At 70.5% G+C, this 24528-nt stretch carries 21 protein-coding genes and 1 pseudogene; 10 read left to right on the forward strand and 12 right to left on the reverse strand.

Features of this window, described 5'->3' with window-relative positions; all coding sequences use genetic code 11:
- Complete coding sequence (locus K3888_RS12920; RefSeq protein ID WP_230930682.1) at positions 1-489, forward strand: PH domain-containing protein; 489 nt, start codon at positions 1-3, stop codon at positions 487-489.
- Complete coding sequence (locus tag K3888_RS12925; RefSeq protein ID WP_230930683.1) at positions 486-1949, forward strand: PH domain-containing protein; 1464 nt, start codon at positions 486-488, stop codon at positions 1947-1949. The genes K3888_RS12920 and K3888_RS12925 overlap by 4 nt, the downstream gene beginning before the upstream one ends.
- Here K3888_RS12925 and K3888_RS12930 read toward each other — a convergent pair.
- The 3 genes from K3888_RS12930 to K3888_RS12940 are packed head-to-tail and all read right to left on the reverse strand — an operon-like array spanning position 1946 to position 4532.
- Positions 1946-2632 carry an MOSC domain-containing protein gene (locus tag K3888_RS12930; protein WP_230930684.1) on the reverse strand — a complete coding sequence of 229 codons (687 nt, stop codon included), beginning with the start codon at positions 2630-2632 and terminating at the stop codon, positions 1946-1948. The genes K3888_RS12925 and K3888_RS12930 overlap by 4 nt on opposite strands.
- Positions 2632-3399 carry an isoprenyl transferase gene (locus K3888_RS12935; RefSeq protein ID WP_230930685.1) on the reverse strand — a complete coding sequence of 256 codons (768 nt, stop codon included), beginning with the start codon at positions 3397-3399 and terminating at the stop codon, positions 2632-2634. Before K3888_RS12935 ends, K3888_RS12930 begins: the two co-directional genes overlap by 1 nt.
- 59 nt (positions 3400-3458) lie before the next feature.
- Positions 3459-4532, reverse strand: a complete 1074-nt coding sequence (locus K3888_RS12940) for a 3-deoxy-7-phosphoheptulonate synthase (protein WP_230930686.1) — start codon at positions 4530-4532, stop codon at positions 3459-3461.
- A 399-nt stretch (positions 4533-4931) separates the two neighbouring features.
- On the opposite strand from K3888_RS12940, the gene K3888_RS12945 reads away from it, so the two are divergent.
- Positions 4932-6419: an HNH endonuclease signature motif containing protein gene (locus tag K3888_RS12945; RefSeq protein ID WP_230930687.1), complete on the forward strand. Its 1488-nt coding sequence runs from the start codon at positions 4932-4934 to the stop codon at positions 6417-6419.
- A gap of 258 nt (positions 6420-6677) precedes the next feature.
- Here the strand turns inward: K3888_RS12945 and K3888_RS17890 are convergent.
- Both K3888_RS17890 and K3888_RS17895 read right to left on the reverse strand, forming a co-directional pair.
- Positions 6678-6932 (reverse strand): annotated as a pseudogene (locus K3888_RS17890) (nuclease-related domain-containing protein); the annotation flags it as partial.
- The gene (locus tag K3888_RS17895; protein WP_230930745.1) at positions 6815-7063 is read right to left on the reverse strand and encodes a hypothetical protein; all 249 of its coding nucleotides are present in this window, start codon (positions 7061-7063) and stop codon (positions 6815-6817) included. The pseudogene K3888_RS17890 and the gene K3888_RS17895, both read right to left, overlap by 118 nt.
- 640 nt (positions 7064-7703) lie before the next feature.
- Here K3888_RS17895 and K3888_RS12960 point away from each other — a divergent pair.
- Positions 7704-8954, forward strand: coding sequence for an LLM class flavin-dependent oxidoreductase (locus K3888_RS12960; RefSeq protein WP_230930688.1), 1251 nt, complete (start codon positions 7704-7706; stop codon positions 8952-8954).
- Positions 8951-9652 (forward strand): CE1759 family FMN reductase, encoded by a 702-nt coding sequence (locus tag K3888_RS12965; protein WP_230930689.1) that lies wholly within the window; start codon positions 8951-8953, stop codon positions 9650-9652. Before K3888_RS12960 ends, K3888_RS12965 begins: the two co-directional genes overlap by 4 nt.
- 5 nt (positions 9653-9657) lie before the next feature.
- Here the strand turns inward: K3888_RS12965 and K3888_RS12970 are convergent, their stop codons facing one another.
- From K3888_RS12970 to mca, 7 genes are all read right to left on the reverse strand, one after another.
- A complete protein-coding gene (locus K3888_RS12970) occupies positions 9658-10758 on the reverse strand; it encodes a beta-mannosidase (RefSeq protein ID WP_230930690.1) in 1101 nt (366 codons plus the stop codon).
- Positions 10755-12404, reverse strand: a complete 1650-nt coding sequence (locus tag K3888_RS12975; RefSeq protein ID WP_230930691.1) for an ABC transporter — start codon at positions 12402-12404, stop codon at positions 10755-10757. The genes K3888_RS12970 and K3888_RS12975 overlap by 4 nt, the downstream gene beginning before the upstream one ends.
- Positions 12401-13852, reverse strand: coding sequence for a glycosyltransferase (locus K3888_RS12980; protein WP_230930692.1), 1452 nt, complete (start codon positions 13850-13852; stop codon positions 12401-12403). Before K3888_RS12980 ends, K3888_RS12975 begins: the two co-directional genes overlap by 4 nt.
- Positions 13837-15135 carry an exosortase/archaeosortase family protein gene (locus K3888_RS12985; protein WP_230930693.1) on the reverse strand — a complete coding sequence of 433 codons (1299 nt, stop codon included), beginning with the start codon at positions 15133-15135 and terminating at the stop codon, positions 13837-13839. The genes K3888_RS12980 and K3888_RS12985 overlap by 16 nt, the downstream gene beginning before the upstream one ends.
- A complete protein-coding gene (locus tag K3888_RS12990) occupies positions 15132-17024 on the reverse strand; it encodes a hypothetical protein (protein ID WP_230930694.1) in 1893 nt (630 codons plus the stop codon). Before K3888_RS12990 ends, K3888_RS12985 begins: the two co-directional genes overlap by 4 nt.
- A gap of 155 nt (positions 17025-17179) precedes the next feature.
- Positions 17180-17503 (reverse strand): hypothetical protein, encoded by a 324-nt coding sequence (locus K3888_RS12995; protein ID WP_230930695.1) that lies wholly within the window; start codon positions 17501-17503, stop codon positions 17180-17182.
- The gene (mca, locus tag K3888_RS13000) at positions 17500-18423 is read right to left on the reverse strand and encodes a mycothiol conjugate amidase Mca (RefSeq protein WP_230930696.1); all 924 of its coding nucleotides are present in this window, start codon (positions 18421-18423) and stop codon (positions 17500-17502) included. The genes K3888_RS12995 and mca overlap by 4 nt, the downstream gene beginning before the upstream one ends.
- Before the next feature lie 113 nt (positions 18424-18536).
- Between mca and K3888_RS13005 the strand changes: the two genes are divergently transcribed.
- The 5 genes from K3888_RS13005 (at position 18537) to K3888_RS13025 (ending at position 24490) form a co-directional block, all read left to right on the forward strand.
- Positions 18537-18995: a DUF4307 domain-containing protein gene (locus K3888_RS13005; RefSeq protein ID WP_230930697.1), complete on the forward strand. Its 459-nt coding sequence runs from the start codon at positions 18537-18539 to the stop codon at positions 18993-18995.
- Between the two features lie 110 nt (positions 18996-19105).
- Complete coding sequence (gene greA, locus K3888_RS13010) at positions 19106-19603, forward strand: transcription elongation factor GreA (protein ID WP_230930698.1); 498 nt, start codon at positions 19106-19108, stop codon at positions 19601-19603.
- Positions 19604-19695: 92 nt separating this feature from the next.
- Complete coding sequence (locus K3888_RS13015) at positions 19696-21924, forward strand: McrB family protein (protein ID WP_230930699.1); 2229 nt, start codon at positions 19696-19698, stop codon at positions 21922-21924.
- The gene (locus tag K3888_RS13020) at positions 21921-23351 is read left to right on the forward strand and encodes an McrC family protein (RefSeq protein ID WP_230930700.1); all 1431 of its coding nucleotides are present in this window, start codon (positions 21921-21923) and stop codon (positions 23349-23351) included. The genes K3888_RS13015 and K3888_RS13020 overlap by 4 nt, the downstream gene beginning before the upstream one ends.
- Complete coding sequence (locus tag K3888_RS13025; RefSeq protein ID WP_230930701.1) at positions 23348-24490, forward strand: SGNH/GDSL hydrolase family protein; 1143 nt, start codon at positions 23348-23350, stop codon at positions 24488-24490. The genes K3888_RS13020 and K3888_RS13025 overlap by 4 nt, the downstream gene beginning before the upstream one ends.
- Positions 24491-24528: the final 38 nt, after the last annotated feature.

Here is a 24528-nt window from a genome sequence, read left to right on the forward strand (position 1 = left end):
GTGACCTCACCGCCTCTCGCCCTCCGTCCGCCGAGTAACCGCGTCGATCCACGCTGCCGGAGTTGGTGGACCACGCAGGTCGTCCTGGTCGTGGTCGGACTGCTGATCGCGCTCCTGGTCGTCCCGTTGTTCCTGGGACCCTTGCTGCTGCTGGCTCCCGCGGTGTGGCTCGTGATCGGAGTGGCGGCGATCGTGGTGGTGCCGCGGGTGCGCTGGTCGATCCACCGCTGGGAAGAGACCGACACCGCCATCTACAGCCGTAGTGGCCTGTTCTGGGAGGAGTGGCGCGCGGCGCCGCTGTCGCGGGTGCAGACCGTCGACAAGACCCGCGGGCCCCTGGAGCGGCTGTTCGGTCTCGCGACGGTCGTGGTGACCACGGCGTCGTCGAAGGGCGCGGTCCGCATCCGTTCCCTCGACGCGCAGGTGGCCGAGGAGATGGCCCGGCGTCTCACCGTGACCGCCGAGGGCGACCAGCGGGACGCGACATGACGGAGCGAGCACAGCACCTCGACCGTCGGACCATCACCGCCAGCACGATCATCGCGGCCGGAGCCCTGGTCCTCGCGGCGATCCCCACAGCGATCGGCATGGTCCTCGGCGGGCTCGGTGCCGGCTGGGTCACGCTGTGGTGCGTCGCCGGCCTCGTCATCGGCACCGCCTCGACCGCGGCCATGGAGGCGATCCGCCTCGCCGTCACCACCTTCCGTCTCGACGACCACCGCGTCGAACGGCGCGTCCGTTTTCTGACCAGCACCACCACGTCCATCGCCACCTCCCGGGTGCGCAGCGTGGAGATCTCGGCGAATGTGGTCCAGCGCCGGATGGGCATCGCGACGGTGAAGCTCTCCAGCGGCGAGACCGACGGAGCACGCCTCACCCTGGCCTCGCTCGATCGGCAGGCCGCCGAGGGATTGCGACGCCGACTGCTGGCCGATCGCGCCTCGGCGGACTCCACCGAGGTCGCGCGCGTCGATCCGGGCTGGGTGCGCTACGCCCCGGCGAGCCTCATGACCCCCTTGTTCGGTCTCATCGCGGTGGGCGTGCTCTTCCAGGTGGCCGACTGGTTCCAGGCGGTTCCAGAGATACTGTCCTGGATCTGGGGCCGCATCGAGGACGTCCCGATCCCCCTGCTCGTCGTGGCCGCGATCCTGGCGGTCCTGCTGGTCGGGTCGCTGATCTCGGCGGTGTTGTTCGTCGAGAACTGGTGGGCGATGCGCCTGGATCACCACCGGGACGGCTCGCTCGAGATGCGCCGCGGCCTGCTCGTGGGTCGGCACACGACGCTGGACGGCAGCCGGATCCGCGGTATGACCCTGCACGAACCCCCTGGTTTCCGCATGGTCGCAGCCGCGCGCCTGGACGTCGTCGCGATCGGGGTGGGAATCGGCAACGACGAGAACGGCCAGACCAAGCCGAGCCCCGCCCTGGTTCCGGCCTCGCCGCGCGACGTACCGGTCGGGGTCGTCGAGTCGGTGCTCGGGGTGGAGCTGCCCGGGTCGGGGTCGCTACGTGCCCACCCGCCCCGGGCCCGACGACGACGACTATTCCGCGCCCTCCTGACCACCCTCGCCCTCACCGCGTTCGCACTCGCGCCGGCGCTGGTGTGGTCATGGCTGTGGTGGGTGCCCGTCGCCGTGGTCGCGGTCTCCGGGGCGGTCTCGGCGTGGATCGCGTCCGACAACTCCCGCGGACTGGGCCACGCGGTCACCGACCGTGTGGTGGCACTGCGCAAGGGGTCGATCATGCGGCGAACCGACGTCCTCACCCGGGACGGGATCCTAGGCTGGAACATCCGCCGCACCCCGTTCCAGCGTCGGGCGGGCCTGGTCACCCTGTTCGCGACCTCGGCCGGCGGCACGGGCGCATTCCGACTCCCCGACCTCGGCCACGACCAGGCGGCGCAGGTCTGGCGCACCGCCGGCGACGTGTGGCACCACCTGGCGCTCTAATCGGCGTCGACGGGCCTGACGTCCGTGGCGGGATCCAGCTTGCGGACGAGGCTCGGGGCGAGTTCGGCGAGATCGAACTCGGCCAGGAGTCGGCGGGCCTCGTCGTCGTCGACCCCGGCGAGGATCCGCGCGATGGTCACCCTATGCGAGGGAACGGTGACCACCCGGATCTCCTCCCCCGCCTCCACCGGGCCGGCGGTGAGGACCCGCGCATACGCGCCGGGACGGCCGCCCTCGGTGAACCGGCGCACCCACTTCGGGCGACCGACGCGGTGGGCGAAGGTCTGGCACGGGATGCGCGGCGTGGTGATCTGCAGGCGCAGTCCGCCGGTTCCCACCTCGAGCTCGGTGCCGATCTGCAGCTGAGAGGTGTCGATGCCGGTGACCCGCAGGTTCTCGCCGAAGAAGCCCAGAGGGACGGGGCCGCCGAGCTCGGACTCCCACTGCTCGACATCAGAGTCCGAGAGCAGGTAGACGGCCTTCCACTCGCCGCCGTGGTGCTCGCGGTCGGCCTGGATGTCGCCGTGGAGGCCCAGGCGACGCACTGCGACAGGGCCCTCGACGGGGCGCTTGTCGATCGCCGAGACACCCACGCGGCCGGGCACGGTGATCAACTGGTCGACCACGCACACGGCGCGGATCGTGAAGGCGTCCGGGACGCCGGCCGACTCGACGCCCGACATCAGTGGCCGAATCGCCGGTTGCGGGCCCCGTAGTCGCGCAGCGCGCGCAGGAAGTCGACACGGCGAAACGCCGGCCAGTAGGCCTCGGTGAACCAGATCTCCGAGTAGGCGCTCTGCCACAGCAGGAAGCCGGACAGCCGCTGCTCGCCGGAGGTGCGGATGACCAGGTCAGGGTCGGGCTGACCGGACGTGTAGAGGTGCTCGCCGATCCCCTCCACGGTCATGGCGTCGACCAACTCCTGGCCGGTGCGGCCCTCCGCGATGAGTCGCGCGACGAGGTCTCGGGCGGCGTCGGCGATCTCGTGTCGGCCGCCGTAGCCAATCGCCACGTTGACCTTGCAGCCCGGCCGTCCGACGCTCGCCCCCTCGGCGGCGCGCAGTCGCGCGGCGATCTTCTCCGGGAGCACCTCGAGGCGGCCGACGATCCGGACCTCCCAGTTGCGGTCGGGCCCGGTGATCTCGTCGACGACATCAGCGATGACCTGGAGCAGTTCCTCGAGTTCGGCGGCGTCGCGGCCCAGGTTCTCCGTGCTGAGAAGGTAGATCGTGGCCACGTCCACGCCGAGTTCGTCACACCAGCCGAGCAGCTCCGCGATCTTGGTGGCACCGGCGCGATAGCCATGACTGACATCGGTGAATCCGGCCTCGCGTGCCCAGCGCCGGTTGCCGTCCGCCATCACGGCGATGTGGCGGGGCAGCCTCGACTCGTCCAGCGAGGCGCGCAGGCGCGACTCGTAGAACGAGTACAGGGGTGAGGAGGCGTCCACGCGGGACAGAGTACCGCGCGGCGCCCCCTCGACCGAGCGCCGCCTCGACCACGATCGGATCATCCGCGGCGACTCTTTCGCACCGCTTCGGCGAGCGTGCGCAGGCTGTCGGCGGTGGTGTCCCAACCGATGCAGGCGTCGGTGACGGACTGGCCGTACACCAACTCGGCGGCCTCCACAGACTGGGCTCCGGGCTCAATGAAGCTCTCCACCATGAGACCGGAGATGCCCTGCTCGCCGCCGGCGATCCGATCGGCGAGCTCGCCGACGACCTCGGCCTGGCGCACATGGGACTTGCCGGAGTTGGCGTGGCTCGCATCGACCATGACCAGACCCGGGAGCCCGACCTTCGCGACCGAGGCCACCGCTGCGGCGACCGACTCGGCGTCGTGATTCGGGCCACCGGTGCCGCCGCGCAGGATCACGTGACAGTCGTTGTTGCCGGCGGTCTCGACCACGGACGCGCGCCCCTCGGCGTCGGTGCCGAAGAACACGTGCCGCGACGCCGACGACCGGCAGCCGTCCACCGCGACCTGCACCTCGCCGTCCGTGCCGTTCTTGAAGCCGACCGGCATGGACAGCCCCGACACGAGCTGGCGGTGCACCTGGCTCTCGGTCGTGCGTGCGCCGATCGCGCCCCAGGAGACGGCGTCCGCGATGTACTGCGGGCTGGTCGGCTCGAGGAACTCGGTGCCGACGGGAAGGCCGAGATCGAGGACATCGAGCAACAGCTTGCGCGCGGTACGCAGACCGCGCGGGATGTCGTAGCTGCCATCCAGCGCCGGGTCGTTGATGAGCCCCTTCCAGCCGACGGTGGTGCGCGGCTTCTCGAAGTAGACACGCATGACGATCAGCAGGTCCTCGGCGAGCTCCTCACCCAGGGCGGCGAGGCGCCTGGCGTAGTCGAGCGCGGCCTCGGTGTCATGGACCGAGCAGGGGCCGACCACCACGAGCAGGCGGTCATCGCGACCGGCCAGCACCTCGGCCACGTCGCGGCGGCTGCACTCGACGAGCGCCTCGCGGGCCGCGCCCAGCGGCATCTCACCGAGGATCTCGGTGGGGGTCGGCAGCGGCGAGTAGGACAGGACCCGTCGGTCAGCGGTCTGGGTTGGATTCTCGGCGGTGATGGTCACGGCGGTGCGCTCCTGGTATCTCGGTGGTGGCGGGCCGGGTGCCGTGATCTGATGGTGCCCCTGTCGACACCCGGGCCGCCTGTCTGAAATGGCGGGAGGCGGCGACCATGCTGGTCACCGCCGCTGGGCTCCGGGTGTCGACGCCCCTACTAGAGGACGCGTGCGCTCGCGGCGCGGGCTCCACCCGGAGCCCACATAAAGCGCCAATAGGCGCGAGCGTTCGACATGCGGGCCACCATAACAGAACCTCCCATCGGGGCGGCGGCGGGGCGGCCGCGCCCCGGCAGAAGCCACAGGGGCCAGGGAACAATCAATCGAACACTTGATCCAATCGACACCCTCGTTTACACTAGTTCATACGTTCGATGTCACGGTTCGACCGACGAGGAGGCGGTGAGCATGGCCATGACGAGGCCTGGGTCCACCGGCCCGCTCCGCGCGGTCCCGGACCCCGTCGACGAGCTCGATCCCGATGCGGTGAGCGACGCCGCCCGACACGCCACGAAGGCACAGAACCTCGCCGGGGCCACGCGCCTGGAGGCCGCTTTCCGCCTCGTCGAGGCCTTCCGCAGAACCGACGAAGCCGAGAAGACCGCGGCACGTCCGGCGTTCGCCCGACTGGAACCCGCCGACCGCGCCAGGAACGAGTTGTCCGCCGCAATGTGCCTGACCAGCTGGCACGCTGCCCGGCTCGTTTCCGCCGGCGTACAGCTCCACACTCGCCTTCGACTTCTCCGCGACTCCGTCTCCCACGGCCTGTTCCCCGAGCAGCTCGCCATCGACACCGCTTGTCGACTGGCCGTAGTGCCCGACCGGATCGTGCGTTCCGTGGAATCCGACGTGGTCCGCAGGCTGGGCCGGGCACTCGACGGCGGCAGCAGACCCAGCCGCACCGCCCTGGATGCGATCGTCGATGCGGCGCTGACCAAACATGACCCGGGATCTCGCGAAGACGCGGTCGCCGCCGCTTATGAACAGCGTAAAGTCCGTTTCCGCCCGGCGCCCAACGGCATGACCACCATGTGGGCGAGTCTGCCCTCAGCTGATGCCGAGAAGCTCCGCCGTCGGATCGACTCGGCCGCCCAGGCCGCACTGGATGCCCTCCACCCGCGTACCCGGGACCAGCTTCGAGCGGACGCGCTGTGCGCGCTCGGCGACCCCACCACGAATGATGTGTGCGACCCGCTCGGCGACGAGACGACCGGCAGCCCGTGGGCCGCCGACTCACCGGTCCGCATCTCCGTCATCGACGGTCGTGCGCAGGGCCTACCCAACCTGGTCGAGTTCGTCCGAGGCGCGTACGCCAGCTTCGACTGGCTGTGCGAGCAGCTGCTAGCGAGCGGCGACTCGAAGGTGCGCTTCGAGGTGGTCGACCCCGCCCCCGGCGCGCTCGACTCTCCCGAAGCGGCCCTGAAGTATGTCATCAGTGCGGCGCTCGCCGAACGCATCCGTCTTCGTGACGGCACCTGCCGGCACCCGGGTTGCACTGTCGACGCGAAAGACTGCGACGTCGACCATATCCTGGCGTTCGACCAGTTGAACCCCGCCCTAGGCGGCCCGACAGCCGAGTGGAACCTGCTCTGCCTATGCCGCAAGCACCATCGCGAGAAGACATTCGGCCGCAACGCCTACCGACCAGGCCCACTCGGCGAGCTGATCATCATCACAGGCTCCGGCCACGAGTACCGAACGCTCCCCGGCGGCCCACTCGCCCGCGCCCGCGACCAGATACTTGAACATCAATGGCGAGAACACGTCGCACACCTCATCGCCGAGGACAACCACGTCACTAATCCCCCGGGAGCCGACCGGCAATACCGCCGGAGCTCCTCGTGTGGCGCGCCGCCCTCCCACGAGGACGTCGGCGGCGATCCCCGCTCCGCTTGAGCGCACGCCCACCCGCTCGGCATGCTCAGCGCTGCCACGTGTCCGAACGCCGGGCCACCTCATGGATCGCATCGATCTCCGCAGACCCTTACGCTGGGGCTGGGATCGTAGGTACCGGCCGACACCCCTCCGCGGCACCACCACGACCGTGCCATCGGTCGGCTGCGCCCTGACCGTGAAACCGCGGCGGGCGCCCACCACGACGATCAGCCCGGTGACCGGAACGGGAAAGCCCACTCGCTCCCCGAGCATGCGCGACGCCCGCGTGGCCTCATAGCGACTGTTGCGTACGTACGGGACCCTGCGCCCGTTGATCATCACCGTGTCTCCGCCCACCCACACGGCCGCCTTCGGGTGGTGTTTCGTGTTCACGGTGAACACGCCACCGGGGCCGATCACGATGTGGTCGATATCGGTACCGCGATCCCCGACCCGGACAGCGTGCAGGACTCGCCAATCGGCCCCGGCGCGAGAGAGTTGTTCGGCGACGGCCTCTTCACCATCGGCACCGATTCGCCAGGCGCGCTCAGTCGTGTTCGCATCGACGAGCCGGGACAACAGGTGTCGTAGCCGACCCTGAGCCCGGCGTTCGGCCAGCGCACGCTCGCGGGCCGCGGCTCCGGCGCGCACATCAGCGAGGTCATGCCAGCTTCTGGCCGGCGGCGCGGGCGCGGGTGACACCAGACCAGCCGCGGACCGACCGTTTCGGGCGCGCGTGTCGACGGTGTCGAAGTGCTCCCCTATCGCCGCTCGCAGCAGCGGCCGGTTCGACATGTCATCGGAGTGGAAACGTCCCGTCCTCATGTCGAGATAGCCCAGATCAGCGCCACCGGGAGTGGCGGCGTACAACCTGTCGTGCCCGAAACGAGCCCACCGGCGAACGATCCATTCCGTCACGAGGTCTCCCCCGCGTCGCTCGCCGAGGTCGTCGAGACAGTCAGATAATGCCCGGTCATCGGTAGTCCTTTGCCAGTTCGCCCGGCAGCTGGAGAACCCGGGCGGGGTGAGGGCGGCGAAGACGGCGCGGAGGCGCTGCACGCGCACTAGAGAGGGAGGGGACGCCCGAGGACTCGCGCTACATGAGGGGTTCGTGGCCGCGCCGGGGCACCAGCACTGCCGCCAACAGCATAAATGACCCGTTTCTAGACCGGACGGGGTTCCGGAGCGCAAGCCATCAGGTGACCGGGAATACCCGACCGCGTCCTTTTGTTTGACATGTCAGCAAGTTAGAATGGGGCCGACGCCCCAGGCAGATCAGGACAGACTAAACGAGAGGCCATCACCATGCAGTTCGGAATCTTCAGCATCGCCGACATCACGCCGGACCCGCTCACGGGCGCGATACCCACAGAGCACGAGCGATTGGAGGCGATGGTCGAGTACGCGGTACAGGCGGAGCAGGTCGGCCTGGACGTCTTCGCGCTGGGCGAGCATCACAACCCGCCGTTCGTCACGTCCTCCCCCACCACGACGCTCGGCTACATCGCCGGCAGGACCTCCGAGATCATCCTCTCGACGGCCACCACGCTGATCACCACCAACGACCCGGTGAAGATCGCCGAGGACTACGCCATGCTCCAGCACCTGGCCGGCGGCCGGGTGGACCTGACGATGGGCCGCGGCAACACCGGCCCGGTGTACCCGTGGTTCGGCCAAGACATCCGCCAGGGCCTGCCGCTGGCCATCGAGAACTACGAACTGCTCCACCGACTCTGGAACGAGGACGTCGTGGACTGGGAGGGCAAGTTCCGCACGCCGCTCCAGCAGTTCACCTCGACCCCGCGCCCGCTCGACGGCGTGGCCCCGTTCGTGTGGCACGGCTCGATCCGCTCCCCGCAGATCGCCGAGCAGGCCGCCTTCTACGGTGACGGCTTCTTCCACAACAACATCTTCTGGCCGATCAGCCACACCAAGCAGATGGTTGAGCTGTACCGTCGCCGCTACGAGCACTACGGACACGGCTCCGCCGACCAGGCGATCGTCGGACTGGGCGGGCAGTTCTTCGCCCGCGCCAACAGCCAGGACGCCGTCAACGAGTTCCGCCCCTACTTCGATAACGCCCCCGTCTACGGCCACGGCCCGTCGATGGAGGACTTCACCGCACAGACCCCGCTCACGGTGGGCTCGCCGCAGCAGATCATCGACCGCTACATGACGATGCGCGAGCACGTCGGCGACTATCAGCGCCAGATGTTCCTGGTCGACCACGCCGGCCTGCCGCGGAAGACGGTCCTCGAGCAGATTGAGATCCTCGGCACCGAGATCGTGCCCGCCCTGCGCCGCGAGCTGGACGCCCTGCGCCCGGCCCACGTGCCGGACGGCCCCACACACGCCGGCCGGGTCGCCGCCCGCGACGCCGAACTGGCCGCGTCCGGCGAGCCCGCCTACGACGACGCCTACCGCTTCGGCACCGGCGACAACTGGACGGGCCTGACCGTCGAGGGCGGTCAACGCGCCCAGGAGCAGTCCCTGGCCCGCGATCGCCGCAACCAGACCCGCCTCGAGCAGTCGCAGGCCGGGAAGGAGAGCAAGTGAACACCCACGCCACCAGCCCCGCCGGCGAACGGCCGCTGAACCTCGTCGTCGTCGCCGCGGGAACCTCGGTGCCCTCCAGCACCAGGATGCTCGCCGACCAGCTCACCAAGGCCACACGTGACGCGCTGGCGCGGCACGGCCAGGACGTCCACGTGACGGTCCTGGAGGTGCGGGAGCTCGCGCACGAGATCGTCGACGCCACCTTCACGCGGTTCCCCGGCGACAAACTCAAGGTCGCAGTGGAGGAGATCGGACGCGCCGACGGCGTGATCGCGGTGACGCCGACCTACAACCAGTCGTACTCGGGCCTGTTCAAGGCACTGTTCGACGTGATCGAACCGGGCACCCTCACCGGCGTCCCCGTGGCGCTCGGCGCGACCGGCGGCACCGCACGACACTCGCTGGCGATCGACTACGCGCTGCGGCCGATGTTCGCCTACCTCAAGGCCGACGTCGTGCCCACCACGGTGTTCGCCGCGAGCGAGGACTTCGGCGCGGTCACCACCGCCGCCGACGAGAACTCACTGGCCTCGCGGACGGCGCGCGTCGGAACCGAGTTGGGTGACTACATGTTGCGCTTCGCCGGCGTGACAGCCGGCGCCGTGGCACCCACCCGCGCCGACGCGGGTCGGGGACGAAGGACCGACGACGACGAGTTCGGCGACTTCGTGCCCATGGGAGATCTGTTGGGTCGCTGATCAGCTCAGCCGAGGCCGGGCTGCATCGCCGCGTGCGCGAGGATCGGATCGCCGGGACCGATGTCGAATGTGCACTCGTCCGGGCGCGGATCGGGGACGAACGCCCACAACATCGCGCCCGCGGCGCCGACGGTCCGATACCCGTCCAGACGCGCGGCCAACCGGTCGGCCCGCCCGTCGAGCGGGTTGCAGCTGCCCGCGCGTAGCCCGACCTCGGCCACCAGGACCGGGGCGTCGACCTCGTCGAGACGCTGCGGCAGCCAGGCGGCGTCGTCGTAGTCGTGGTACTGGAGCACGTCGACGAACGGCGAGTCGGCGAGCAGCGTGTACCCGTCGCCGGCGATGCCGCACTGGTCGCCGCCGATCACGCCGGCGGTGATGAGCCGACCCGGATCCTGTCCACGGATCACCCGGCCCACCTCGTCGGTCCACTCACGGAGGACCCGGTCGGAATCCGCGGGGCAGGTACGTGCGGCGAGCGAGCAGTCGTCGCCGCTACAGACCGACGGCTCCGGCTCCCCCACCGGCTCCCAGGCCGCGATCACCGGCGATCCGGACCAGCGCCCCACGGCTGCGGCCACCCAGTCGCGGTGGCTCAGCGGAAGCGCGCCCGGCCGGGTCCACCCGCCGAGGTACCAGTCCCGCTGTTTGAACACCTCGTCGTCACACGCCCCGTCCTGGCCGGCGAGTACCGGCAGGATCATCTGGTCGTGGCGCTCGGCGGCGGCCACGACCCGGTCGATGGTGGTGAAGTCCAACTCACCCGTGTGTTTGTTGACCGCAAGGTTCTGGAAGGCGTTGAAGCGGGTCAGGGACCGGTCCGGCAGCGCAGAAAAGTAGGCGTCCAGGTCGACCTCGGCACCACATCCCGCGTTGATACCCCAGTCGGTGGCCAGCTGGTAGGCGTTGAGCCCGGTCGGCCACCACGGCCGCCCGTCCAGGAACAGGACCGAACCCACGGCCGTCGCGCGGGGGGCCGCCCGGGGCTCGCCCCGCGGCGGCTGCGGCGGCGCGCACGACGACCCCGACAACACCGCCGCCAGAGCGGCGAGCAACCCCACCGTCCCGGCGCGGCGGGCGGCCGACCACACGGCGGTACGCCTCACGATCCGACCACCCGCCACAGGCGCCAGGTAGGCCTGTCGTGTCCGGAGTTGACGACCTCCGCCTCCAGCGACGCGAAGCCTGAGCCGTTTTCGTAGATCGTCGGGTAGCGCAGGTTGAGTGCGTCGGCGGCGCCGCGCCCCTCGTCGGGGACGGTGAGCAGGTACTCGATGCCGTGGGCGCCCGGATCGTTGAGGGCGGTGACGAAGTCCCGGTCCGAGGGGATGACGTACGTCTGCGGGTGGCTGGTGGAAGCGATGATCGGGAACCCCTGCATGGTGTCCAGGATGACCGATCCGTCATCCAGGCCGAGCGAATCGAGATACTCGGCGATGCGACGCTCGGTGTCGAACGAGGCGATGATCGCCTCCTGTTCGCGGCGGAGCTCGGGGTCCGAGTATCCGAGCCGGGGCAGGATCGCGGCGTGGAGGGCGTGTTGTTCCTGGGAGAGCTCCGGGGAGAGCATCGCCGCAGCGGAGACGGGGAGACCGGCGACGACGGCGAGGACCGCGATGGCCGACACCGGGGCCGTCCACCGGGAGGGGTCGTCCGCGCGGTCGACGGGTCGTGGGCCGGGCCGCCGGGCCCGCATCCGGCCGTGTCGGGGCGCGAGGAACACCGCGCACAGCACGAGCAGAGGCACCGCGATGATGTAGAACCGCAGGAACGGGAACGTCAGTCCCCGCAGGTAGGCGAGGGTGGCGAACGCCAGGACGGCCAGCGGGAGCAGCAGGGCGAGCGGCTCCGGATCGCGTCGGCGCGCGGCGAGGGTCACGCAGACCACGCCCACCAGGGCCAGAGCCGGCGCCGTCACGATGATCTCGGCCGCGGAGAACGCGATCGCTTCGAGTCCGCCCGCCGAGCCGCCGCCGGATTGCTCGAGAATCGCCGCATTGCCGTAGCGGGAGGAGAACTGGGCCAGCGCGCTGCCGGTGATGAGCCAGCTGGTGGCCGACCACACCACAAACGCCAGCACGGTGGGCGCCGCCACGAGGAGGCCGTCGAGCACCGCCACCGCACCGCGCCGGCTGCGGTACCACGCGACGGCAGCCACGAGCAGCGTGGCCGTGCCCGTGGCGGCGAGGGCGTCGTAACGGGTCAGGTAGGCCAGGCCGAGGGCGAGGCCCGCGACGATGAGGTCGTGCACGTCGTCGGTGGTCATCCACCGGACCAGTCGACGTACCGCCCACACGACGAAGAACACGAACAGCGCCTCGCTCATCCCGTTCGCCCCGTAGTAGATGATCATCGGGTGCAGGGCGAAGGCCGCCGTGAGCAGCCACGTCATCCAGGCGGGGCAGCGGCGCTCACGGGCGATGGCTTGGACCTGCACTACCGCCCCCGCCATTGCCGGTGCGCTCACGGCGATCGAGGTGAGACCCCAGCGGGTGAGCTGCGGGAACCACTCGGACAGCCACACCAGCGGGAGCTGAGCCAGCGCGGTGAGCGGGGTGAAGATGAACCCGATCGCGGCCAGGTGTGGGTCGCGGGAGAGCAGCGCGGCGCGGGTGTCCGCGACGCGGCTCAGCGCGTCGCCCTGCAGGTAGCCCACGCCCAGCGCGAGGTACAGGCCGACGGCGAGATAGCCCGCGGCTGCGAGCAGGAACAGCGGCGTGGCGCGCGGGATGTGCAGGGAACGCGACCTCATGACGCCAACCCGTGGACGGTCTTCTCCCAGTAGGAGGGGTTGGCGAACAGTTGGTAGGTGCCCTTGATGGCAGCGACCGACATGAGCAGCCAGTACAGCGGCACGGTAAGACAGGCCCACCACAGTCGCGGGTTCTCGGTCTCCCGGACGGCGACGAGGTTCGAGTACAGGATCGTGGCGTTGCCGAGCACCAGGCAGACCAGCGCCGGGAAGTAGACGTACGCCGGGAACACCTGGGCGACGAGAGCGGGCTGGCCGAGGATCCACGACAGGGTCACCAGCCAGAACACCATGTTCAGGCAGGCGATCACCGGCGTGCCGGCGAGCAACGTGGTGAATCGGAACATGCCCACCGTGCCGAGGGTCCGCCACAGCGCGACCGGCCGGCGCATGTGCACCAGCCACGTCTGCAGGTACCCCTTGTACCAGCGGGAACGCTGCCGGATCCAGTTGATGGGGTCGGGGTTGGCCTCCTCGAGAGTGGTGGAGTCGAGCACGGCCGTGCGATAGCCGCGGGCGGCGATCCGCACGCCCAGGTCGGCGTCCTCGGTGACGTTGTGCGGATCCCACGCCCCGATCTCCGAGAGCACGTCGGCGCGGATGTGGTTAGAGGTGCCGCCGAGCGGGATCGGTGAGTCCGACCGCATCAGGCCGGGCAGCAGGAAGTTGAACCACAGTGCGTAGTCGGCGGTGAACCAGGCGGCGAGCATGTTCTGCGACCCGTTGTGGAAGGCCAGCTTGGCCTGCACGCAGGCCACGTCGTGGTCGAGATCGGCCAGTGCCGCTACGACCCGGCGCAGTTGGAGCGGGTCGGGCCGGTCCTCGGCGTCGAAGATCGTGATGATCTCGCCCGTCGCGTAGTGCAGGGCGTAGTTGCACGCCTTGGGCTTGGTGCGCGGTTGGGCGGGCGGGATCCGCAGGATCGTGCACACCTCGCCCAGACCGGCGGCCTCGGCGGCGTCGATCGTCACCTCGTCGTCGGCCTCGAGCAGGAGGAGCACCTCGAGCTTGTCGGCCGGGTAGTCGATCGCGTCCATCGCGCCGATGAGGTCGCCGATCACCTCCGGCTCGTTGTAGGCCGGCACGAGCACCGTGTAGCGGGGCAGGTCCGCGTCCGGCACCGAGCGGGCCCGGTCATCCGGGATCGTCATGATCGCGTCGCGCGCCAGCCCGCGGGAGAGCAGGAGGACCCGGTCGGCGAGTGTGACGAGGTAGGCGACCGTGCACAACGCGGTGAGGATGATGAGCGTGCCGGTGGTCGCCGCCACCAGCGCGACGACCAGGACGACGACGGCCACGGCGCCCACCCACTTCTGCCAGGGCACGAACGGCACCGCCGCCGAGGCCAGCGGATCGCGCTCCCGGAGCCCGTGTACGGAGTCGTGCAGGGCCGCGTCGCTCCGGGCCTGCTCATCCGGGGCCGGGGCCGGGATCACTGCGTCTGCCACTGTGCCTCCACCAGGTTGGTGCCGAGTTCCGTGAGCATCGCGAGATCCTTGTCCTGGGGGCCGCTGGCGGTGACCGACGCCGATCCGCGCAGCAGCAGGGACAGCATCCGCCCGAACGTCGAACCGGCCACGTGGACGGTCTCGGGGAACTCCGCGTCGTACTCGTGGTCGTCCACGGTGAGGACCGAGACCCGTTGGACGTGGTCGGACGAACGGGTCCAGGTGAACGTCAGCAGGCTCCAGGTGAGGAGCCGGTCGTCGTCGACCACCGTGCGGTACCGGCCGGTGATCCCGTGGCCCAGGTCGACGGGCTCCGGGTCCCCCACTCGAGCGTTGGTCAGGTCGTAGGTCATCTCCAGCGGGTAGACGTCGAGCTGTCCGGGATCGGACACGGTGAGGGTCTGCACCACCGCCTGTCGGGGCCGCATCAGCTGGTCCCAGTCGGCGCGCGGGGCATCGGCGCGCAGCAGCTGGCGGTAGAGGGTCGCGGACGGGCCGAACATGCGCGGCGCCCACTGGAAGTCCTGCACCGACCGTTCGGTCCACCCGGCGGGGACGTTCTGCCCGGGCCCGGCGGGGCCGGACGGCCCGTGGCCGAGTCGGGTCTCCGCGCCGCCCGGCAGTGGGGCGAGCCACAGGGCCACGCCGACCACGAGCAGCAGTGGGACGCTACGCCAGGCCTGGCGGGCGGTGACCGCGGGCCCGGCCCACTGCACGCGGGCGGACGGTCGACCCCGCCGGACGCCGCGGACGATGACGACGACCGGGCCGGCGAACACGACTGTGGCCACCACCGCGGCCTCCGCCCACGGCCCACCGCCGAGGAGGTACATGACCAGACGCATCGCACCCGGAGAGGCCACCGCCAGAACGAGCCACGTCGCCCAGAAGCGGCCTGTGCGGCGGAGTCCGAAGGCGAAGATGCAGCAGCCCAGCAGATACGCCCACGCCGCCATCACGTCGACATGCAGCAGCACGTACGCACCGGCGTAACGCGGGACGAGCAGCCACTGACTCATCAGGGCGATGAGGAGGACGACCGTGCCGACGATCGCATCGCTCTGGCGGTCGTGGATCGGCAGCTCGGGTCGGCGACGCCACGCGAGCGCGCTCACGGTGAGCAGCCCGCCGAGCGGTGGGGCTAACACCACCGCGCTGCCCGCCCCCACGGCGGTCTCGTCTGCGACCCGCCCCCAGGTCGACCAGAACGCGAGAACGACGAGCGTCAGGAGAAGAACTCCCCGCGCGGTGGACTCGGCGACCGCGGAGGTGCGCGGCGTCACGGCCGGCGGCGGGAGCGGCCGCGACCGGTCGCCAGCCAGGCGATCCCGGCGAGCGCGATCCCGGCGACCGCGGCCACCGACCCGACGATCAGCGCGGTCCGCACCGTTGCCGACCCGCTGTCCTCGTCGGCGCCGACCGTACCGGTGGCCTCAGCGGTCGACAGCTGGATCGGCTCCCTGCCCGGGGCGGTGAACAGGACGTCACCGCGCAGTCCGGCCCAACGGTCCGGATCGGCCGACAGCCACTCGAGGGTGCGGTCGAGCTCGCCGGACCCCGACGAGGTCGAGGCGACCAGGATGGCGCGGTCGGCGTCCTCCACCACCTGAAGGGACGCGAAATCGATGTCCTCGGAGAACTGCATGGTCGCCGACTCACCGTTTTCGGTGCCCACCACCTCGAGTGTGCGGCCGCCGGTCAACTCCAGTGGCAGCGGCAGTCCGTCCGCGGCGCCGTCGGAGGACACCAGCAGCCCCGGTGCCTCGCCTTCGGTGAGCTTCTCGACTGTCACCCACTCCGGTCGCAGCAGACTGGCCGAGAGCGCCTGCAGCTCCGCCAGGATGGTTATCGCCCGCCGGGTGTCGTCGAGTGACGCGGAGCCGGTGGCCACCTGCACCCGCGGCATCATCGCCTGGGGCATCGAGTCGAAGCCGCGGGGCGCCGGCGAACCGGATTCGCCGATCCGGAGGACGGAATCTCCGGAGACGACCATGCTCAGCGGCTGCACGACCCCGCACGCGGCGCCGGCGCCGGAGGTCTGCAGCGACACGGAGACGTCGGTGTAGCGGCCCAGGACGCCAGCCGGGACGACGACCGTCCGGTCGATCAGCCCGGACTGGTCCGCCACCCACGAGTCGATCACCGTGCCGCCCGCGTCCACCACCACCAGCCCGCTGCGCTCGGACGGCGGCGGGGAGTACACACCCGACAGTTCGAGGGTGACGTCGCCCGCGACCGTCGCCAGACGCGTCTGGTCGAGCCCGAACGTCGCGGTCACCGTCCCCACTCCTCGGGAGGAGACCGGGCCGGTTCCCAACTCGTCCAGCGTCGCCGCGGTGATCAGCGCCCGCGGCGCCGGTAGGTTCGACTCGACGGTGACGGAATCGGTGATCGCCAGATCCCGCAGGTCCGACGACACCGACCGCGCCTGGTGGGCCAGGGTGCTGGCGTCGCCGACGATCTCGACAGTGGGCACCGGGGCGTCGACCAGCGTGATCCGGGTCTGCGGGTCCTCCCGCATCTCCACCCGCCGGGTGAACGGGGAGGCGGACGTGGCCCGGACGCCGTCGGCGGGCAGGACCGCCACCTCGAGATCGCGGGGGCCGAACCGGGCCGACGCGGCGAGCGCCAGCTCAGCGGCCGCCTCCGACTCGACCGTGCTCGGATTGGTGGGCAGGTAGATCTCGAGCCGTTCCAACACCGGCGGGATGAAATCCGCCAGAACGCGCGGTACCTCGGGCTCGCCGTCGAAGATCACCTCGCTGTCACGCAGCTCCAACGATCGCTCGGTCCAGTCCGGGCACGCCTCGCCCTTGGAGGTGAGCACAGTCCGCAGCGTCACGTCGGCCACGCCGTCGCGTACGCGGGCCCGGTCGAGCGGGATCTCGACGGGCATGAATTCGCTGGCGCCGTCGACGGCGAGTCGGGCCAACAGCAGATCCCCTGACCACGCCTCGAGGTGGCCGCTGTCCAGGTCGACGGGCGTCTGTACCGTGCCGGCCAACGTCTGCGGGGTCAGCCCTTTCGGCACCGGGATCGGGAAGGCGACCTCGTCGGTGCGCTCGCGGAACCCGATCTCGTCCGCCATCCCCAGCGGGGTCGCCCCGATGACAGTGCGCGCACCGGCGGGCGCCGGAAAGGCGAGCGCGATGACAAGCAGGCCTGCGGACACACGACCGAGAGGTGCTAAACCGGTTTTCACGTGATGAGACGCTACCGCTGAACACCGGTGATCAGGAATCAGACTCCGCCCATTGGCCAGGCGGGGCACCCGTCAGCGGGTGGTCGCTCATATGCCGAGCGGGTCCCGGCTCACGGTGACGGAGCTCAGCGGAGGTCCGAAGCCCCGTCCGGGTCGTCGATGGGAACCCCGGACCGGTCCGTGCCCTCGTCGGCGAGCTGATCCGGCTCCGGGTGCTCGGCGTCGAAGCTCTCCGGCAGACCCTTGATGTGCTTGTTCATGTTGCGGATCAACAGGATCGTGGCGATCAGCAGGAGCAGTACGATCGGGATGCCGATCGGCGATGCCTTACCGAACTCCGGTCCGAGCGGGTTGTCGTTGTACCCGGGCGTGCCCGGCGACTGGTTCTGCGCCAGCACCATCGCCGACTCGTACGCCAGAATCTGGACGTCGGGCCCCAGGGTGATCATCGCGGGTCCTCACTCGTGCTCGGTCCGACGGGCAGGTCGACGTGCGGGTCGACGCCCTCGAACAGGTCTGCCTCGTATTGTCCCTCACCGAGCTCCGGCGAGCCCACACGGCTGGCGGCCAGCTCGAACTCCTCGGTCGGCCAGACCCGCTGCTGCATCTCCACCGGGGCCGCGAAGAACCAGCCGTTGGGGTCGATCTGGGTGGCATGCGCCAACAGCGCCGAGTTGCGCTGTTCGAAGTAGCCCGCACACTCCACGCGCGTGGTGACCCGCTCCATGATGTCCGGACGGTCACCCCAGCGCGACAGGAACTCCTCGAAGTGGCGGACCCCGTCGCGGGCGTACAACTCGTCGTCCAGCAGCTGCAGGCGGCTCTTGGGAAAGCCGTGTGTGTAGTAGACCTTGGCGATCGCCCACGGCTCGCCGGCTTCCGGATAGCGGGCGGGATCGGCGGCGGCCTCGTAGGCGGCCATCGACGCCGAATGCACCTTCAGATGATCCGGGTGGGGATATCCACCGTTCTCGTCGTAGGTGATCATCACGTGCGGCCGGAACTCCCGGATCCTGCGGACCAGGGCCTCGGTCGCCTCGTCGTCGTCGACCAGGGCGAAACATCCCTCGGGCAGCGGCGGCAGGGGGTCACCCTCGGGCAACCCCGAGTCCACGAACCCCAACCAATGCTGGTCGACGCCCAGGATGTCGGCCGCGCGCGCCATCTCGCGGCGCCGCACGGCGGGAAGGTCCGCGGTGATGTCCGGGCGGTCCATCGCCGGGTTGAGGATGTCGCCACGCTCACCCCCGGTGCAGGTCTCCACCAGGACACGGACACCCTCGGCCGCGTACCTGGCCATGGTCGCGGCCCCCTTGGACGCCTCGTCGTCGGGATGGGCGTGAACCGCCATCAGCCGGAGACCGGCCATCGTGGCACCTGCCGTTCTGTGCTCGCGCTAGTGTGACCGCCCCATTCTAGGGTCGTCCGCGCCGGAGATGCCCCCGGGCGGCCCCGCCGACCCGCCCCCGATACCCTGGGGGCATGAGTGAGCCGAGGTCGGACGCCACGTCGCCGCGTCCCCCTGCCCTCCCCGAGGGGCGATACGACGGGGTAGACGAGCGGTCCGGGTTCATGGGCAAGGTCGTCGCCGGGTTCCTCGTGGCGCTCGTCCTCGCGCTCCTGGTGGCCGGTGGGTTCACCATCTACCGCCTCAACGCCACGCCCTCCATCACCAGCGAGGTGATCGGCGTCGAGGTGATCGACGAGCAGTCCATGCGCATGTCGATGACCGTCACCCGCGACGACCCGGGCGAGGCCGCCTACTGCATCGTCCGCGCGCAGGACCAGTCCAAGGGCGAACTCGGCCGCCGTGAGGTCTACGTCCCCCCGTCCGACAACGGCACCGTGCAGGTCGATGCCGAGATCGCCACGACCGGGCGCGCGTACATGGGCGACGTGTACGGGTGTGGCAACGACATCCCCGACTACCTGCGGCGCTAGCCCGTTGGGCGCCCGCCCCTGTGTTAGCATCGGTTGCATCAGCACGGCTCCCTTTGGCGGGGCCGTGTTTTTGTTACCTGCACGGCGAAACACAGATTGGAGTGCGCCCCATGGCGAACGACACCCAGGTCCACTGGCTGACCCAGGACTCGTACGACCGCCTCTCGGCCGAGAAGGAGGCGCTCATCGCGAACCGCCCCCTGATCGCCGCCGAGATCAACGAGCGGCGCGAGGAGGGCGACCTCAAGGAGAACGCCGGCTACCACGCCGCGCGCGAACAGCAGGGCCAGGAAGAGGCCCGGATCCGCACGATCGACGACCTGCTGGCCAACGCCCAGGTCGGTGAGGCCCCCACCGAGTCCGGCGTCGCGCTCATCGGATCCGTCGTCCGCGCCTACTACAACGGCAACGAGGACACCAAGGAGACCTTCCTCATCGGCACCCGCGGGGAGGGCTCCGGCAAGGACGACCTGGAGATCTACTCCCCGGAGTCGCCGCTCGGCAAGAACATCCTCGGCGCCAAGGTCGGCGAGACCCGCGAGTACACCGCACCCAACGGCAAGACCGTGTCCGTCACCGTCGTGACCGCGGAGCCTTACCAGAGCTGACGGTCTCCGACCGCCTCCCGGTGGTAGGTTTTTCACGAATGTCGGGCCGGATGATCGGACCCGATTCCGCGCCGGTGTAGCAGGAGTTCCACGTGTCAGACGGTTCCCACGACAGGCCCCTCGGCCCCGCGCCGAAGATCGAAGCGGCGGCCGGGCGGGTTCTGGGTCCGGCGCTGCGCACAGGCCTGTCGCCGTTCGAGGACGACCTGTACACGTGGACCCCTGAGGTCGCCGAGGAGCTCGCCCGCCGACTCGACGCCGATCCGGACGAGTCGGCGGGCGAATCCATGCGCTCTCCCGTCATGCAGGCGTTGCACGACCAGCTCGAGGGCGCGCCACGGCCCGTCGTGCTGCTGGCCGCCGAGCTGCTCTACATCCAACAGTTGCCGCTGTCCACGGTGACGGCCCGCCTCAAGCGGGGTCGCGTCCGCGATGTCCTGTCGTGGACCGAGAACCCCCCGGAGATCCCCGCGGACCTGGACGAGGTGCTCACCGAGCGGGGACCGCTGACCGGCGGGCTGGGCTTCAACGTCCAGATGCGCGAGCACCTGCGTTGGCTGTGCTCGTTCATCATCCACTGGGCGGAGCTCGATTCCTCGGTCCGCGACGCCGCGCTCAGCGACCCGTGGGAGTTCCAGCGCGCCGCCCGCTCCACGCCCGGCGACTGGCGGGCGATCCGTTACAGCCTGCAATACCTGGTGTGGCCCGGCCACTTCCAGCCGATCGTCAAGCACGAGCACAAGACCCGCATCCGCGACGCCTTCGCCGACCTCATCAGCGGCCCGTCCGGAATCGACGAGCTGGACATCGACCAGGACCTGCACCGGATCTCCGAGGTCCTGTCCGCCCAACTCGGCCAACCGGTCGACTGGTACCGGGGCTCGGTGGCCAACCAGTGGCAGCGGCACCGCGACGACCACTCCCGGCGGGCCTGGCTAGTGCGCCCGGGCCGCGGCGGGGTCGGGCAGGCCGGCCAGTGGGTGACGCAGAACCGCATCGCCCTGCCCGCCTCCCATCTCCCGCGGATCCCGGCCCACGCCAGTCGCCTCGAGGTCTCCCAGGCAGTCGAGCAGGGGTACCCGCACCTCGACTACCAGGCCCGTTTCCAACTCACCGCCGAACTGCACACCTTCCTGTCCCGGATGAGCCCGCAGGACGTGGTGGCCACCGTCGCCGACGCCCGGCTGCAGCTGGGCACGCTGACCGACGATCTCGGATACGTGGAGGACGGCGGCCAGCAACTCGAGCGGTCGGTGCTGTGGAGCGAGGTCACCCTCGACCTCGACTCGCTGCCCAGCCCCCTGTCGGAGTTGATCGGCGAACCCGGAACCGTCGTGGACCTCACCGACGGGCTCGACGCGCTGCTGTCGGCCATGCACCCGGGGAGCCACTCCTCCGAGTCCGCGATCGCCGAGGCTCCCGCCGCCGGCGCCGTGCCCACACTGCCCGCGGTGACCGACGAGTTGGCCGACGGCCTGCACATGCCCCGCGAGGAGCTGCAGGAGATCGTCGACACTCTGCAGTCACGGCAACAGATCGTGTTCTACGGCCCGCCCGGCACCGGTAAGACCTACCTCGCCCAGGAGCTGGCGCGGTTCCTGGCCGGCGCCGACGACCCGAGCCGGGTCCAGCTGGTGCAGTTCCACCCCAGCTACGCCTACGAGGACTTCTTCGAGGGCTACCGCCCCACGCTCACCGAGTCCGGCCAGCCGGGCTTCGCGCTGCAGGCGGGCCCGCTGCGCCGGCAGGCCGCGCGTGCGACGTCCGAGTCCGGGCGGGACCACCCGAGCTTCCTCATCATCGACGAGATGAACCGCGCGGACCTGGCGCGCGTGTTCGGCGAGATGTACTTCCTTCTCGAGTATCGCGACCGCACCGTGTTGCCGCAGTACAGCCCGGACACCTCGTTCCGGCTGCCGCGCAACCTGTTCATCATCGGCACCATGAACACCGCGGACCGGTCCATCGCGATGGTCGACGCCGCCATCCGCCGTCGGTTCGCGTTCATGGAACTGCACCCCGACACCCCGCCGGTCGCGGGCGTGCTTCGCCGGCACCTCGAGGCGCGCGACGCGAGCACGGAGCCGGCAGACCTGCTCGAGGCGCTCAACTCGGAGATGGACGACTCGGACCGCGACCTACGCATCGGCCCCTCGTATTTCATGAAGGACGAGGCCACCGAGCCCGGAGGCCTGGAGGCCATCTGGCGCTTCGACCTGCTCCCCCTGCTCGAGGAGCACTACTACGGTCGCCTCACCCGCGCGGAGGTCCATGAACGGTTCGGTCTGGCGGCGCTGCGCCGGAAGATCGGCCGGGCATGACCGCACCCTCGACGGGCTCGGCGGCGACGTCTCTGGCCCTCGAGTTCGACGAGTTCGACCGCCGCGGAAAGCTCGTCACCCTGAGCTGGGAGGGTGCCCACCACCTCTCCCAGACGCGACTGGTGGAGGTCCTGCCCGCCGGTCGCGACACCTGGCGTCTGATCCCCAGCGGGGCCGTGGGCTCGGTGCGCGTCGAGGGGCTGTCCGTGCGGGTCATGCCCGCCGCGAGCCTGGGGCTGACCCAGCTGTTCTTCCTCCTGGACCACGCGGCCGACGACGCCTTCCTGCCGTCGGCCGTCCAGGCACGTGACGACGACGAGCTGTGGGTCTCCGTCGCCGAGTCCATGGCCCGGTTGGCGCACCAGGCATTGGCTCCCGGACTGCTGCGCGGGTACCGCCGCGTCGACGAGTCGCTCACGACCGTGCGGGGACGGATCCGCCTGGGCGACCAGATCCGCCGCCGGCCGGGCATGGCGATTCCGCTCGAGGTCTCGTACTCGGAGTTCACCCCGGATATCGCCGAGAACCGGATCCTGCGCACCGCCGCGCATCGACTGCAATTCCTGCCGGACCTGCCGGACAACACCCGGCGCCGCCTGGCGATGGTCGACGCCCGACTGGCCGACGCCTCGCTCATCCCACAGGGGGCGCCGGTGCCCGCCTGGACGCCGTCGCGGCTCAACGCCCGCTACCAGGACGCACTCGCGCTGGCGGACCGGATCGTTCGACGTATCTCGGTGGAGGTCGAGGACGGACACGCCTCCTCGGCCGCGTTCGTGACCGAGATGCCGGCCCTGTTCGAGCGCTTCGTGGAATCCGAGTTGACCGCCGCGCTGCACGGTCACGGTGGGCGTCTGCTGCAGAACCCCGTCGTCGACCTGTCATCCGGAACCGAGGCGGACACCGACGACACGGGCGTGGCCGGGGACGGAACCGACGAAGGCAGCGCGGGGCGCCACCGCGCCGCCCCCGGCCGACACCGCGCGCCCGCCGACGACGGCGACCACATCTCCGTGCGCACCGGCCTGGTCTACGAGGTCGACGGCGACCCGGTCACCACGTTCGTCGCCACCTACCCCACCGACCGGCGGGCCCGTGCCGCCGAGCACTACCGGCTCCTGGCCGCCTGTACCGCACTCGGCGTGGGCCGGGCCTACCTCGTCTACCCGGCGCAGCGCCGCGACGACGCTCCGCAACCGCGGCGGATCGTCCACACCGACATCTCGATCGTCGAGTACCCCGTCGACCTGTCCGGGGGCCCCGCGCAGAGCCGCCGGGCTATCGTCGAACTGGCACAGCAGGCCCGGGCGCTCGCGGCCACACCGGCGGCCCCGGCCGCGCGCCACCGCACCGGAGCCCGGCACCACACCGCGGTTCACCACCACACCGCGACCCAGATCCGCGAGGGGAGACGACACGCGCGATGAGCGAGACCGACGATCCGGCCCGCCGCCTCGTGGTGAGCCTCGCGCTGGTGGCCGTGGGGACGGTCGGTGCCTACCGCGGCGCCTACGAGGTCCTGGCGCAGCAGGCGCGGATCGCACGCCGCGTGATCCCCAAGCCCACCGGTCGCCCCTTCGAGGGTGACGGTCTCTACCGGCCCGGCGCCGCGACGCCCGAGCCGTGGCGGCCCGGCATGGAGTGCGACGTCCACATGATGGTGTTCGGCGACTCGCTCGCCGCCGGCCTGGGCGCCGACTCGGCCGCCGAGCTGCCCGGCGTGCTGATCGCGCGCGGCCTGGCCGAGGAATCGGGCTTGGACGTGCGGCTGAGCATCAAGGCGATCGTCGGCGCCACCTCCAAGGGCCTGCCCGGCCAGGTGGAGGCCATGCAGATCGCCCACGGCGACCCGGACATCTCCGTGATCCTCGTCGGCGGCAACGACATCACCGCACGCAACGGGATCGGCCCGTCGGCGCGGCGCGTCGGTGAGGCCGTGCACGCGCTACGCGAGGGGGGCTCACACGTGGTGGTGGGCACCTGCCCGGACCTGGGGATCATCAAGCCGGTCCCCCAGCCGCTGCGTTCGGTCATGGCCACCCTCAGCCGGCGACTGGCGTCCGCGCAGGCCGTCCAGGTCCGCAAGGCCGGGGGCGTGCCCGTGTCCCTGGCCGAGACCCTGGCGCCCGAGTTCCACCGACGCGGCGAGAGCCTGTTCTCCCCCGATCGCTTCCACCCCAACTCGGCTGGTTACGAACTCTCCGCAGGCCTGCTGCTGCCCGCGGTGTGCGTGGCGCTCGGCGTGTGGGACGAGGCGCCCGAGGAGTCGGCGCCGCAGGGCGCCGAGGAGGCCGCCGCGGCGCTGACCGAGACCGAGGCCGCCGCCGAGGCCGGCCCGCACCGCGACTCCGTGGTCGCCCGGCTCACCACGCGTTTGACCGACTTCGTCCGCAACCACGAGGACGCGGGCGATCAGGACGAGAACACGTTCCTGCATAATGAGAACGTGGACGGTGACCCGGAGAACACGGGGGACGCCCGCGAGGCCGCGGACACCCTCCGACGCCGGAGCCGCATCCTCAGGTTGGCCCGCCCCGCGCGGGAGGACCCTGGTCCCGCAGACTGACCCGACCGCACGGTGCTCTCACCAGATACAGAGCACTC

The sequence above is a fragment of the Dietzia aurantiaca genome (assembly GCF_021033825.1).
In the GTDB taxonomy this organism is placed as follows: Bacteria; Actinomycetota; Actinomycetes; order Mycobacteriales; family Mycobacteriaceae; genus Dietzia; species Dietzia aurantiaca.

Bases quoted from the DNA above. Each gene is read 5' to 3' on its own strand.
- greA (WP_230930698.1), top strand. From the start codon at position 19,106: ATGGCGAACGACACCCAGGTCCACTGGCTGACCCAGGACTCGTACGAC.
- K3888_RS12975 (WP_230930691.1), bottom strand. From the start codon at position 12,404: ATGAGGTCGCGTTCCCTGCACATCCCGCGCGCCACGCCGCTGTTCCTG.
- K3888_RS12925 (WP_230930683.1), top strand. From the start codon at position 486: ATGACGGAGCGAGCACAGCACCTCGACCGTCGGACCATCACCGCCAGC.
- K3888_RS17895 (WP_230930745.1), bottom strand. From the start codon at position 7,063: ATGACCTCGCTGATGTGCGCGCCGGAGCCGCGGCCCGCGAGCGTGCGC.
- K3888_RS13020 (WP_230930700.1), top strand. From the start codon at position 21,921: ATGACCGCACCCTCGACGGGCTCGGCGGCGACGTCTCTGGCCCTCGAG.
- K3888_RS12945 (WP_230930687.1), top strand. From the start codon at position 4,932: ATGGCCATGACGAGGCCTGGGTCCACCGGCCCGCTCCGCGCGGTCCCG.
- K3888_RS12930 (WP_230930684.1), bottom strand. From the start codon at position 2,632: ATGTCGGGCGTCGAGTCGGCCGGCGTCCCGGACGCCTTCACGATCCGC.
- K3888_RS13025 (WP_230930701.1), top strand. From the start codon at position 23,348: ATGAGCGAGACCGACGATCCGGCCCGCCGCCTCGTGGTGAGCCTCGCG.
- K3888_RS13005 (WP_230930697.1), top strand. From the start codon at position 18,537: ATGAGTGAGCCGAGGTCGGACGCCACGTCGCCGCGTCCCCCTGCCCTC.
- mca (WP_230930696.1), bottom strand. From the start codon at position 18,423: ATGGCCGGTCTCCGGCTGATGGCGGTTCACGCCCATCCCGACGACGAG.
- K3888_RS12960 (WP_230930688.1), top strand. From the start codon at position 7,704: ATGCAGTTCGGAATCTTCAGCATCGCCGACATCACGCCGGACCCGCTC.
- K3888_RS12995 (WP_230930695.1), bottom strand. From the start codon at position 17,503: ATGATCACCCTGGGGCCCGACGTCCAGATTCTGGCGTACGAGTCGGCG.